Annotated in this window: 8 protein-coding genes; 2 read left to right on the forward strand and 6 right to left on the reverse strand. The window is 70.2% G+C overall.

Annotated features, from left to right (window positions below):
• Nucleotides 1-40: 40 nt before the first annotated feature.
• Nucleotides 41-1,444: an LETM1 domain-containing protein gene (locus Q664_RS50175; protein WP_052519708.1), complete on the reverse strand. Its 1,404-nt coding sequence runs from the start codon at nucleotides 1,442-1,444 to the stop codon at nucleotides 41-43.
• Nucleotides 1,445-1,555: 111 nt separating this feature from the next.
• Nucleotides 1,556-2,380, reverse strand: coding sequence for a metal-dependent hydrolase (locus Q664_RS50180; RefSeq protein WP_043414278.1), 825 nt, complete (start codon nucleotides 2,378-2,380; stop codon nucleotides 1,556-1,558).
• A gap of 186 nt (nucleotides 2,381-2,566) precedes the next feature.
• Between Q664_RS50180 and Q664_RS50185 the strand changes: the two genes are divergently transcribed.
• Together Q664_RS50185 and Q664_RS50190 are read left to right on the forward strand one after the other, a co-directional pair.
• Entirely contained in the window at nucleotides 2,567-4,396 is a 1,830-nt protein-coding gene (locus Q664_RS50185; protein ID WP_043414280.1) for an HSP90 family protein, read from the forward strand.
• Entirely contained in the window at nucleotides 4,396-5,523 is a 1,128-nt protein-coding gene (locus Q664_RS50190) for a hypothetical protein (RefSeq protein WP_043414282.1), read from the forward strand. Before Q664_RS50185 ends, Q664_RS50190 begins: the two co-directional genes overlap by 1 nt.
• Nucleotides 5,524-5,562: 39 nt before the next feature.
• Here the strand turns inward: Q664_RS50190 and Q664_RS53900 are convergent, their stop codons facing one another.
• The 4 genes from Q664_RS53900 to Q664_RS50210 all read right to left on the reverse strand — a co-directional run bounded on the left by Q664_RS53900 (nucleotide 5,563) and on the right by Q664_RS50210 (nucleotide 12,571).
• On the reverse strand, nucleotides 5,563-7,167 hold the full coding sequence (locus Q664_RS53900) for an ATP-binding response regulator (protein ID WP_152622831.1): 1,605 nt from the start codon (nucleotides 7,165-7,167) through the stop codon (nucleotides 5,563-5,565).
• An 8-nt stretch (nucleotides 7,168-7,175) separates the two neighbouring features.
• A complete protein-coding gene (locus Q664_RS53905) occupies nucleotides 7,176-9,317 on the reverse strand; it encodes a PAS domain-containing sensor histidine kinase (protein ID WP_052519710.1) in 2,142 nt (713 codons plus the stop codon).
• Between the two features lie 77 nt (nucleotides 9,318-9,394).
• The gene (locus Q664_RS50205) at nucleotides 9,395-11,677 is read right to left on the reverse strand and encodes a Tex family protein (protein WP_043414284.1); all 2,283 of its coding nucleotides are present in this window, start codon (nucleotides 11,675-11,677) and stop codon (nucleotides 9,395-9,397) included.
• A gap of 102 nt (nucleotides 11,678-11,779) precedes the next feature.
• The gene (locus Q664_RS50210) at nucleotides 11,780-12,571 is read right to left on the reverse strand and encodes a hypothetical protein (protein WP_043414287.1); all 792 of its coding nucleotides are present in this window, start codon (nucleotides 12,569-12,571) and stop codon (nucleotides 11,780-11,782) included.
• Between the last annotated feature and the right edge of the window lie 13 nt (nucleotides 12,572-12,584).

A 12,584-nucleotide genomic window follows, 5' to 3' on the forward strand; every position in this document is an offset into this window, starting at 1 on the left:
CCAGGGAGGGAGGAAGGAAGACACTCACTCCGAGCCGCTGTCAACCCACCTCGCGGACCGGGGGCTCGCCGCCGCCGCCCGTGCCATCCCCCTCGGGGCCCGCGGGCTCGGGCTCATCCTGGAAGGAACTCGGCAATAGATTGAAGGGGAGCACCTTCGCCAGGGCCACCAGCAACAACATCCCTCCCGGCGCCGCGAAGATGGCGAGCGCCGGAATCGCCTTCGCCACGTCAATCAATTGCGCCCGCATCCGCTGGCGCTCCCCGGCCGTCAGCGTCTGTCCTCGCGCGGCCTTCGTGAGCAGGTGATACAGCTCGCCCGTCTCGCGGACCTCCTGCATCAACCGGTGGAAGTTCCGCTCCAGCGTGTTCTGCATGCGGGACACCATGTCCTCGCCCAGCAGATTCGCCGCGGAGGACACCGTGAACACATCCACCACCGAGCGGTTCTTCGCGTAGAACTCGGCCACCTCCAGCTCCAACTGGTGCACCGTGCTCTCCGGCACCCGGAGCGCATGCGAGAGCTGATCGATGAAGGCCCGCTCGCCCCGGGTCCGCCGGCCATCCACCAGCGAGGCCAGCAGCGTCTGCTCCAGGATGAACCGCCGCAGGTCCACGCTGCGCACGTCCTTCACCGCCATGCTCAACGAGCGGCGGCGCTCGAAGGACTGCCTCACCGCGGTCCGCAGCTCGCTCTCGAGCGCATCCGGAAGCCCCAGGTCCTCCACCTGCCGGAGAATGGCGCGGCGCGCGGAGAACGAGGGCTGCCGGTCCACGCAGGCCAGGCCCGTGAGCACCTCCACGAGCAGCGCCTTCTGCCGCGCCGCGAAGTCGATGCGCCGCCGGGCCATCTCGCGGTTCAACCCCCCGCGGGAGAAGTAGTCGAGCGCCTGCCGGCCGAACATGTGCCCATCCGCGTAGAGCGCCCCGTTGTGCAGGACGAGCCCATACGCCGGATCCCCGGACAGCGACAGGGCACGGCGCTCCAGCGCGTCCTCCACCCTGCCCCACAGCCGCTTCGGCGCCTCGTGCCCCTGCCGCAGCTTCTCCTCGATGGCCTGGGCCTCCTCGAGCTGGCCGGTGAGGACGGCGAAGAGGAGCAACAGTTGCTCGCGGCGAGGTCCCAGGGGCGCACCGGCCAGGACCGCGATGTCCAGGGCCATGCGCGCGAAGGTCCGCACCACCGCGCGGAAGAGCACCTCCTCGGGAGCCGCCGTCCCAGCGGACTCGGAGGACACCGCCTCCGAGGACACCCCACCGTCGGCGGGCGTGCCGTAGAGCAACCCACTGGCGCGCAGCATCCGGCGCAGGTACGAGCGGGCGTGGGCGCGGCCAGAGCTGGAGTCGGAGAGTCCCGGGGGCACCACCGGAGCGGGTGCACGCATGTGGGCCGCGACCGACTCCTCGAGCATCGAGGAGAGCCAACCCGCCTTGCCTAGATCCATGGGAAGTCCACCCCGGGTGCCGCGCACCAGACAGACAGCCGGGAAATACCCCACTTCCCGGCCCGGCGCCAACGGCCCTACCCCACGAGGAGGCGGGGCCGGCACAACGGACTACAGCGCGGTGGCCTTGCCGACCTCGAGCGCCTTCACCTTCGCCTTGCTCTTCGCCTTCTTCAGGTCCGCCTCCAGCTTGTCGGGCGTGCCGGCCAGCAGGGGGAACGTGCCGTAGTGCATGGGCACCACCGTGGGGTTGCCGAGCATCCGGGCGGCCTGGGCGGCGCCCGCCGGGTCCAGGGTGAAGTGACCGCCGATGGGCAGCAGGGCGTACGTGGGCTTGAAGCGCTCGCCAATCTGGCTCATCCCGCCGAACAGGCCGGTATCACCGCCGTGGTACAGCGTGGGGCCGTTGTCGATCTGGATGACGAAGCCCATGGGCGCGCCCGCGTACTGGGCGGGGCTCTTCTCGTCCGCGGCGTAGCTGCTGGAGTGCACCGCCTCCACGAAGTGGATGGTGGCGTCCTTCACCTTGAAGGTGCCGCCGACGTTGCCGCCCATCGCCTTGTCCTGGGGAATGCCCAGGAGGTTGACGAGCTCGTAGCAGCCGAACACCTGGGCGCCCGTCTTCTGCTGCAGCGCCTTGGTCTCGCCCACGTGATCGAAGTGCCCGTGGGAGACGAGGATGGCGTCCACCTGCTCCGGCCACTGGGCGCCCTGCGGGGCCTTGGGGTTGGAGAACCAGGGGTCGATGGCAATCGTGGCACCGCCGGGGGTGCGGATGACGAAGGCCGCGTGGCCCCACCAGGTGAGCTCCGCCTTGCCGGCCGTGGCCGCGGCCTCCTTCTTCGCCGGACCCTTCCCGGCGGGCGGCTGCGCGGCGGCCATACCGGACAACCCCAGGAGCGCTCCCACCGTCACTGCCATGAGCTTGTTGCGCATTGCGTACTCCTCTCGAAACGAGTCAGGTCTCCCGCGGTGCCACCCGGGCACCCCGCGGTCGAGGGGCCGCATATTCGGCGGGCGGGCAATCGTCCAGCGGCAAATCTGGCGGCTCATAGTCCGGTGGACAGCACTACCAGTGAGGGCGTACGGCTCGCGGCATACCCGCTATAGGCTGCGCCGCCCGTGGACCATCGCTTCCAGGTCAACCTCCGGGGGGTCATCGACCTCCTCTCCCACCACCTCTACAGCACGCCCGGCGTGTTCGTGCGCGAGCTGCTGCAGAACGCCACCGACGCCATCCGCGCCCGGCGGCACCTGGAGCCGGGCCACCCGGGCTCGGTGCGGATGGAGCTCATCGAGAAGCAGGACGGCGGGCCGCCCACCCTGCTCTTCAGCGACGATGGCGTGGGGCTGACGGAAGAGGAGCTGCACCGCTTCCTGGCCACCATCGGGGAGAGCTCCAAGCGCGAGACGCTGGAGGCCCGCCGCAACGACTTCATCGGCCAGTTCGGCATCGGCCTGCTGTCCTGCTTCATGGTGTGCGACGAGCTGCTGGTGGTGACGCGCTCGGCGAAGGGGGACGGGCGCACCATGGAATGGCGGGGCCGGCATGACGGCACCTACTCCGTACGGCCTTCCGAGCACCCGCTGGCGCATCCGGGCACCCAGGTGTTCCTCGTCGCCCGGACGGACGCGGCCGAGTACTTCACCGCGGAGCGGGTGCGGCAACTCGCGGTGCACTATGGGGGCCTGTTGCCCTTCCCCATCCACCTCACCGTGGAGGGCCGCGCCGTGCACCTCAACCCGGCCCCACCTCCCTGGCGCCGCGAGTACGAGAGCGCGGGAGAGCGCCGTGCGGCGCTGCTGGCCTACGGGCGCGAGGTGTTCGGCCAGGACTTCGTGGACTGCATCCCCCTGCGCGCCGAGGCGGGCCAGGTGGAGGGGGTGGCCTTCGTGCTGCCCTTCTCGCCCCACTTCAACGCGCGCCAGAAGCACCGCGTCTACCTCAAGGACATGTTGCTGTCCGAGAGCGCGGAGAACCTGCTCCCCGAGTGGGCCTTCTTCGTCAGGTGCGTGGTGAATGCCCAGGGCCTGCGCCCCACCGCCAGCCGCGAGGCCTTCTACGAGGACACCACGCTGGCGCGCGCCCGCGACTCGCTCGGCCAGTGCCTGCGCCAGTACCTCGTGGACCTGGCCCACGATGACCCTCGCACCCTGCAGCGGCTCATCGCCCTGCATGGCCTGTCGGTGAAGGCGCTCGCGCTGGACGATGACGACTTCTACCGGCTCGTCATCCACTGGCTGCCCTTCGAGACGACGCTGGGGATGATGACGCTGGGGCACTACCGTCAGTCCTTTCCCTCGGTGCGCTACGTCAACACGCTGGACGCCTTCCGGCAGGTGGCGCGCGTGGCGGCGGCGCAAGGGCTGTGCATCCTCAACGGCGCCTACACGCATGACACCGCGCTGCTGGAGAAGCTGCCGCGCGTCATGCCGGGCGCCCAGGTGGAGCTCTTCTCCGCGACGCAGCTCCCCCAGGACTTCGAGGAGCTGACGCACGAGGAGCGCGAGACGGTGGCGCGGCTGCGGCAGGTGGCCACGGAGGCGCTGGAGCCGTTCCGCTGCGAGGTGAGCATCAAGAAGTTCCTCCCGCCCGAGGTGCCCACGCTCTACGGGGACGTGGACGACGGGGCCTTCCGGCGCGACGCGCAGCGCGCCCGCGAGGAGACGGACGAGCTGTACGCCTCGGTGCTGGAGGGAGCGCTGACGGGTTCCCACGAGGAGGAGCGGCCGCAGCTGTGCTTCAACCTCCGCAACCCCGTGGTGCGGCGGCTGACGCGGGTGCGGGACACCGCGCAGCTCAAGCTGTCGGTGGAGATGCTGTACGTGCAGGCGCTGCTGCTGGGACACCGCCCGCTCAACGCGCGGGAGATGGGGTTGCTGAACCGCGGGCTGCTCGGCCTCATCGCCGCGCGGCTGGATGACGACGAAGGCACTGGGGGCATGCATTGATGGAGCGGGACTGGCGCGAGCAGGTGAAACACCTGCTCGGACGCGCGGAGAGGCTGGAGCCGGGCGAGGCCAAGGTGATGGCACTCGAGGAAGCCGCCCGGCTCGCGGACGCACACGCGGACGGACCACTCGCCTACGAGGTGCGGGACGCGCTCATCGACGCGGCCACCTTCGGGGGCTTCCCGGACCGGGCCCTGGTGGCCTTCGCCTGGTGCCGGGGCCAGCAGCAGCGCGACCCGGTGCGCTACCCGCCGGAGCCGCTGCTCTGGAAGCAGAAGTGGGTGGTGGGCCGGCTCGACGAGTTCCCCCACATCAGCCGCAAGCAGATCGCCAGCGCGCTGGACGACGTGGAGCAGTGCTTCGCGAAGGCCGGCGCGGGACGGCGCGCGGTGCTGAAGCTGCGCTACCAGGCCGCCCGGGACATGGGTGACACGGAGGTGGCGGAGGACTTCTGGACCCGGTGGGTGCGCGAGCCCCGCGACCACCTCACGGACTGCCGCGCCTGCGAGCTGGATGACGAGTTGGATCACCACATCGACCGGGGCGAGCACGCCGTGGCGCTGGAGAAGGCCCGGCCCCTGCTCGAGGGGCGCAACGCGTGCGCGGAGGTGCCCCACCTGACGCTGGGCAGCGTGCTCTACCCGCTCTTCAAGCTGGGACGGCTGGAGCAGGCCAGAGACAACCACCTGCGCGGCTATGCCCTGGTGCAGCGCAACCGCGAGTTCCTCGCCACCGTGGGCGAGCACCTGGAGTTCCTCGCGCTCACCGGCAACGTGGAGCGCGGGTTGAAGCTCTTCGAGCGCCACGTGGGGTGGGCGCTGGAGCACGCCAGCCACCGGGACCGCTTCACCTTCCACTCGGCCGCGCTCGCCCTCATGGAGCGGGCCGTGGAGGAGGGACGGGAGAAGGTGGTGCTCTCCCTGCCACGCGCCTTCGCGCTGTACTCGCCCGGGGACACCTATGAAATCCGGACGCTGCGCGGCTGGCTCTCCTCCCAGGCCGAGGGCATCGCGGTGAAGTTCGACTCGCGCAACGGCACGGACCGCTTCCACCAACTGCTCGCGCGCACGAAGCGGCTCGGCGGTGAGGTGGTCCCCTTCCCCATCGACAGCTCTCCCCCCGCGTAGGCCGTCTTCCAGGAACCGCCGGAGGGCGAGGGAGAGGGCTCAGCCCGTTGAGCGCGAGGGCACCACCGGAACCGGGACCTCGCCCTCCACGGGACGTGCCGGCAATGAAACGATGAACACGGTCCCATCCCCCGGAGCACTGCGCACGGAGATGTCTCCCCCGAGCCGGCGCACGATGTTCCGGCTGATGGACAATCCCAGTCCCGTTCCCGTCGAGCCCTTCGTGGTGAAGAAGGGCTGGAAGAGCCGGGACAGCACCTCGGCCGGGATGCCGGGCCCCGTGTCGCTGACCTCGATGACGGCCATGTCCGCCTCGCGCCGGGCGGTGACGCGAATCTCCTTGCGCGGCCCCTCCCCCGCCTCGAGCGCCTGCGCCGCGTTGACGAGCAGGTTCACGAAGACCTGAGACACCGGGCCCGGGCTCCCCTTCACCTCCAACCCTCCCGGCAGCTGCGTCTCGACGCTCGCCTGCCGCATCGTCTCGAGCCGGGCGATGCGCAGCGCCGAGCGGATGGCCTCGTCGAGCTCGAACCACCCCCCCGCCTCCGCATCCGTCTTCGCCAGCGAGCGCATGTCCCGGACGATGTCGCTGATGCGCAGCGAGCCCTCCCGCGCGTCCTGCACGGCCTGCTCCAGCTCCTCCAGGTCCACCGGCTCGCCCTGGCGCAACGCCACCACCTGCTCCTGGATGTAGCCCAGGTTGCTCAGCACGTAGGCCGTCGGGTTGTTGATCTCATGCCCGATGCCGGCCGCCACCTGCCCCAGCGTCGCCAGCCGCTCGGAGGACGCGAGCTGGCACGCCAGGCGCCAGTTCTCCAGCGCCAGCACCACATGGCTCGCCAGCATCGCCGCGCGATCCAACTCCTTCCTGCCGAACATGCGCAGCCCGTCCCTGCGCAGCAGCCCCAGCACGCCCAGCACCCGCTCCCCCACCGTCAACGGGTGGAGGATGACCGAGGCCCCCTTCCCCAACGCCTGGATGGAGCCGAGCCGCCGATCCTCCAGGCCGGGCGCCGCCAGGGCCGGCGTCCTGTCCGAGGCCAGCGTCTGCACCACCCGCTCGCCCAGCTCGCGCAGCACGCCCCCTTCCTCCTCCGAGGACAGGCCGCACGCGTGCGCCACCTGGAGCCGCCCCTGCGACTCCTGCATCAGCAGCACCACCGCGTCCGCCACCATCAGCGTCCGGCTCCCCTCCACGATGGCCTGGGGAATCCGATCGAACTCGTTCGTCTCGAAGAAGGACTGGCTGGCCCGCACCATGTCCGCCGAGGCGTTGAGCCGGTACCGGTCCAGCGCGCGCGTGACGCACGCGTACATCTCATGGATGTTGAACGGCTTGCGGATGAGATCGAACGCCCCGGCCCGCATGCACTCGATGGCCGTCTCCACCTCGGCATAGCCGGTGGCGACGATGACCTCGGTGGCGGGAAGGATCTGCTTGGCCTCGCGCAGCAGCTCGAGCCCGCTCATGAAGGGCATGCGCACGTCGGTGATGATCAACCCGGGCGAGCACTCGCGCAGCAGCTTCAGGGCGGCCTTGCCGTCGGACGCCTCGGTGACGGCGTAGCCCTCCTGCTCCAACTGGTAGCGCAGCAGCAGGCGCATGTCCCGCTCATCGTCCACGACGAGGATCTGCTCATTCATGGGGGAACTCACGCGGACACCTCCGTGGGGTGCGCCGGCGCCACCGGGAACCACAACCGCATCGTGGTGCCGGCACCGGGGGCCGTCTCCACGTCGATACGGCCACCGTACGACTCGACGATGCTGCGGGTGATGGACAGCCCCAGGCCCGTCCCCTGTCCCACCGGCTTGGTGGTGAAGAAGGGATCGAAGATGCGCTGGCGCACGTCCGGCGCCATGCCGCTCCCGGTGTCCGTCACGACCAACTCCATGCCATCGCGCGCCGGAGAGAGGTGCGCCCCGATGGACACCGTCCCCCCCGGCGGCGTCGCATCCAACGCGTTGCCCACCAGATTCAGCAACGCCGACTCCATCTCCGGCACGTTGGCCTCCAACCCGGGAAGGTCCGCCGGGGATTCGATGATCTTCAACTGAACCTGGCTCCGCTCGGCCTGGCCACTGGCCAGCTCGTACACGCGCTCGAGCATGCGCCCCACCTCGATGCGCTCGCGCACCGGACCGCTCCTGCGCGAGAAGTCCAGAAGTGTACGCACCAGCCGGGCACAGCGCTGGGTGTGCGACTCGATGCACTCGAACGCCGTGCGAGATCCGCTGTCCAGCGAGGGCCTCATCAACTGCGCCTGCGCGAAACCGAGGATGATGCCGAGCGGATTGTTCAGCTCGTGCGACAGGCCGGCCACGAGCGTGCCCACCGCCGCCATCTTCTCCGACTGCACCAGCGACTCGCGCAGCCGCTTCACCTCGCGCAGGTCCCTCGCGATGCAGACGTGCCCCAGCACCGACCCCGCCGCGTCGAGGATGCGCGACAACGTCAGCTGCACGGGAATGGTGCCCGCCTGCCGCGTGACGAGCGAGAGCTCCGCCTCCACGGGCTCGCCCCCCTTCGCGCGGTCGAACAACCCGAGGACGAGCTCGCGTGAGTCCTCGGGCACCATCCGCTCCAGGAAGGAGGCCCCCAGCATCTCCAGCCGCGGCCACCCGAAGAGCTTCTCCGCCGCCTCGTTGCACACGAGCACCCAGCCCTCTCCACCCACCATCAGGATGGCGTTGGGCGAGGAGGAGGTGATCTGCGCCTGAAGCGACAGGTGCTCCCGCGAGCGCTCCAGCTCGGCGCCCCGGTGGGCCAGCCGCTCGAGCATCAGGTTGAAGGTGCCCGCGATGGCATCCAGCTCGTCCCCGGTGCGCACCTGGATGCGCTCGCACAGGTCCCCTCCGTCGATGATGCGCCGCATGGAGCGCTGGAGCTGCTGCAGCGGACGCAACAGCAACCGGGTGCGCCAGAAGATCAGCAGGAGGAGCAGCACCGCCGTCACCACGCCGCCCTGGATGATCCGCTGGCGCAACACCTCCACCGGACCGGAGATGCGCTCGGCCGGCACGGAGAGGACCAGGGACCAGCCGAAGCCATGCTCCCGCGCGAAGCCCTCCACCGGGACCACCAGGAGGTATGTCCCGTCGATGAGGGCGGTGTTGCGCACGCCGGCGCCAGAGGACAAGGACTTCAGCGCCCCCACCACCTGGGGCGACAGGTGGCCGTCCAGCAGCCGATCCCCATCCATCAGCACCACTTCCAGCCCCTGACGCGCGGCGCCTCCGCCCACGAAGGACAGGTCGAACCGGGCCACCAGGGCGCCCTCCGTGTGCCGCTGGTAGATGACGGGAAAGGCGAAGAGCACGTGCGGCACCCCCGCCTCGGAGACGACCAGGGCCTGGGGCTGGCCATCGCGGACCTTGGACCACCAGGGCTCCTGCGCGAAGGAGCCCACGCTCGCGCTCCGGCCGTTGCGGGCGATGACACGCCCCATGAAGTCGAGCAGCCAGAGATCGCTCTCCTCGCCGCCCTTGCCCGGCAGGCTCAGCCGCTGCATGAGGGGCTCGAGGTAGTCGCTGCGGCCCAGCGTATCGATGACGCTGTTGGTCATGAACGGGTTGGAGGCGAGCGACTGCACCGCGTTCCACCGCAACTGGAGCTGCTCGTCGATGCCGTCCGAGGCGAAGCGGGCCAGCTCGAGCAGATGCTCCCGGTTCGCCGTCTCGAGCGCGTCATGCGCGCCACGAGACACGGTGGTGACGAGGACGCCCACCATGACCACGTCGATGAGCAGGAAGAAGAGGAGGAGCTTGCCTTGGAAGCTCCGGAGCAGGTTCACGATGGCGCTCCCGGAAACCCTGGGAGCCCAGGATATACGAGCCCGGCCCTCTTGTGAGCCCGGCGGTGGGACCCCTCTCAGCGCTTGAGATTGCGGAAGGGGTTGTTGAAGGGCTCGGCCGCCTTGCCCCCCCCGCTCCCTGGCTTGCTGGCCGACGGAGCAGGCTCGGGGCGCGAGGAGCGGGAGGGCCCCCCGGTCGCGCCCGAGGTGCCCTCGGTGACGGCGCGCACGGACAGGGCGAGGCGCTTGCGGGCGAGGTCCACGCTCAACACCTTCACGGTCAGCCGGTCCCCCACCTTCACCGCCTCGCTGGGGTCCTTGATGAAGCGGGTGGAGAGCTGGGACACGTGGACGAGCCCGTCCTGGTGCACGCCCACGTCCACGAAGGCCCCGAAGGCGGTGACGTTGGTGACGACGCCCTGGAGCACCATCCCCTCCTTCACGTCCTCCAGCTTCTGCAGGTCCTCGCGGTAGGAGGGCGCCGTGAAGTCACCGCGCGGATCGCGGCTGGGCTTCTCCAACTCGGCGAGGATGTCCTTGAGCGTCATCTCGCCCAGGTCCGGCCCCAGGTAGCGCTTGGGGTCGATCTTCCGCACCAGCGCGGCGTTGCCCACCAGTTGCTTCACGTCCACGCCCAGGTCCTTCGCCATGCGCTCCACGACGCCGTAGCGCTCGGGGTGCACGGCGCTCGCGTCGAGCGGCTCGGGGCCATGGACGCGCAGGAAGCCAGCGGCCTGCTCGAAGGTCTTCGGGCCCAGCCCGCTCACCTTGAGGATCTCCCGGCGCGTGGTGAAGCGGCCCTTGGCGGCGCGGTGGGAGACGATCTTCTTGGCCAGCGTGGGGCCGATGCCGGACACGTGCTCCAGCAACTGGGGGGACGCGGTGTTCACGTCCACGCCCACCGCGTTGACGCACGAGTCCACCACCTCGCCCAGCTTCTTCTTGAGCATGCCCTGGTCCACGTCGTGCTGGTACTGGCCCACGCCGATGCTCTTGGGATCGATCTTCACCAGCTCGGCGAGCGGATCCTGCAACCGGCGGCCGATGGACACCGCGCCGCGCAGCGACACGTCCAGGTCGGGGAACTCCTCGCGCGCCACCTCGGAGGCCGAGTAGATGGAGGCGCCCTGCTCGCTCACGGACACCACGGGCACCTGCGAGCCGAGCGCCTTGAGCACCTCGCGCACGAACGTCTCCGCCTCGCGGCTGCCGGTGCCGTTGCCCACGGCGATGAGCTCGGGCTTGTGCTTGAGGATGATGGCCCCGCACTGCCTGGCGGCCGCCGCGCGCTCACTGCCGCTCTTCTCCGTATAGAGCGTGGCGGTGTCCACCACCTTGCCGGTGCCATCCATCATGGCCGCCTTGACGCCGGTGCGCAGGCCCGGGTCCAGCGCGAGCACGGGCCGGCTGCCCGCGGGCGCGGTGAGCAGCAGGTGGCGCAGGTTCTGCCCGAAGACGGTGATGGCCTCGCGGTCCGCGCGCTCCTTGAGCTCGTTGCGCAGCTCGGACTCCAGCGAGGGCCCCATGAGCCGGTCCCACGAGTCCTCCACCGCCGCCCGCAGCTCGGGGGCGAACGGGGACTGGGGCTTCGTCACCACGCGCGAGGACAGCGTGCCCTTCACCTCGTCATCCGGGAGGGCCAGCTGGATGCGCAGCACCTCCTCGGCCTCGCCGCGCAGCAGCGCCAGAATCCGGTGCGAGGGCGCCTTGGACAGGTCCTCCTCGTGGTCCGCGTAGTTGTCGAACTTGGTGGCCTCGCCCTTCTTCTTGGCCACCACGGCCGAGCGCAGGCGGCCCTTCTGCACGCACATCTCCCGGGCGGTGCGGCGCAGCCCGGCGTCATCCGCCACGCGCTCGGCGCAGATGTCCCGCGCCCCGGCGAGCGCCGTCTCCAGGTCCGGCACCTCCTTGCCCGCGTCGACGAACGCGCGCGCACGGGCGGCCACGTCGTCCTTCTTCCCCGCCTCCTGCTTCCAGAGCAGATCCGCGAGCGGCTCCAGGCCCCGCTCCCGGGCGATGGCCGCGCGGGTGCGGCGCTTGGGCTTGTAGGGGAGGTACAGGTCCTCCAGCTCCGTGCGCGTCCGGGCCCGCTGGAGCGCCTGGGCCAGCTCCGGGGTCAGCTTCCCCTGCCCCTCGATGGTGCGGAGGATGGTTTCCCGGCGCGAGTCCAGCTCGGCGCGCTCGGCGGCCCGGTCCAGGATGGTCTGGATCTGCACCTCGTCCAGGCCCCCCGTGGCCTCCTTGCGGTAGCGGGCGATGAAGGGGACGGTCGCCCCCTCCTCGCTCAGCGCCAGGGTCCGATCCACCTGCTCGGGCTTGAGGCCCAGTTCCTTCGACAGTTCGACGGCGTAGGCGTGCATGGCACCAAAAACCCTACACCATCCCACATCAAAAGGCGAGTCCCCCCAGGCCCCCCGCGTCCCCACCTGTCGAGAGGAGGACGCGGAGGCACCGTTCCGCGGCTACGGGAACGCGGCGGAGGGCTCCTTCAGCACGCAGATGAGGGCGTCCGGATCGCACTTCACGTCGAAGTTCGGGTTGATGCCCGAGCCACGCAGGCGGCCCACGGAGGGATCCGCCTTCGGGTCGCACTTCGACTCATCCGGCTTCCTGTTGGTCGCGCAGGACACCACCGGCCAGATGCCCTTCACCTTGTATTGGGCCTCGCAGCCGTTCTCCGTGTAGGTCAGGTCCGCGACGAACAACGTGCCCGGGATGTCCGGCGTGTTGTAGATGCGCACGTTGGACCAGGCGTAGGTGAGGCTCAGGCCCGGCTGGCCACTCACGGTCGAGCGCAACTCCAACCGGGTCGGGTTGTCGAGCTGGGGGACCTCGCAATAGTTGTCCGGTCCCGGGGCGTCCGTCGTCAGGTCGCCCACGGCGTGGCGCTGGACCGGCGCGTCCGGATCCACCACGTACGGCCGCTCCGCCGCCACCACCGCCGGCATCGCCAACCACCAGGGCTGGGAGCGGAGGCCCACCCGGTCCTTCACGTTCGGGTCCCTGTCCCGCGCGTTCGGGTCCTGGCTGAAGTACTTCTGCAGGCCCACCACCTCCGGCTTGAGCTGCGCGCACGAGGCCGTCGCGTCCTCGCCCTGCGCCAGCGTGAAGCTGGTGGCGAACGAGCCGGTGGAGCCGTCCGACACGGCGCGCGCCACCACACACTGCGGGTCCTGCTGCAGGGGATCACAGGCGCTCAGGGTGGAGACGAGCAGCACCGCCCCGGTACCCAATCCAATCAGTCGAAGAGTCATGATGTTTCTCCCA

Origin of the sequence: Archangium violaceum Cb vi76 (assembly GCF_000733295.1) — a bacterium.
In the GTDB taxonomy this organism is placed as follows: Bacteria; Myxococcota; Myxococcia; order Myxococcales; family Myxococcaceae; genus Archangium; species Archangium violaceum.

Excerpts from the sequence above, each read along its gene's own strand:
- Q664_RS50190 (WP_043414282.1), top strand. The coding sequence starts at position 4,396 with ATGGAGCGGGACTGGCGCGAGCAGGTGAAACACCTGCTCGGACGCGCG.
- Q664_RS50175 (WP_052519708.1), bottom strand. The coding sequence starts at position 1,444 with ATGGATCTAGGCAAGGCGGGTTGGCTCTCCTCGATGCTCGAGGAGTCG.
- Q664_RS50210 (WP_043414287.1), bottom strand. The coding sequence starts at position 12,571 with ATGACTCTTCGACTGATTGGATTGGGTACCGGGGCGGTGCTGCTCGTC.
- Q664_RS50205 (WP_043414284.1), bottom strand. The coding sequence starts at position 11,677 with ATGCACGCCTACGCCGTCGAACTGTCGAAGGAACTGGGCCTCAAGCCC.
- Q664_RS50180 (WP_043414278.1), bottom strand. The coding sequence starts at position 2,380 with ATGCGCAACAAGCTCATGGCAGTGACGGTGGGAGCGCTCCTGGGGTTG.
- Q664_RS53900 (WP_152622831.1), bottom strand. The coding sequence starts at position 7,167 with ATGAATGAGCAGATCCTCGTCGTGGACGATGAGCGGGACATGCGCCTG.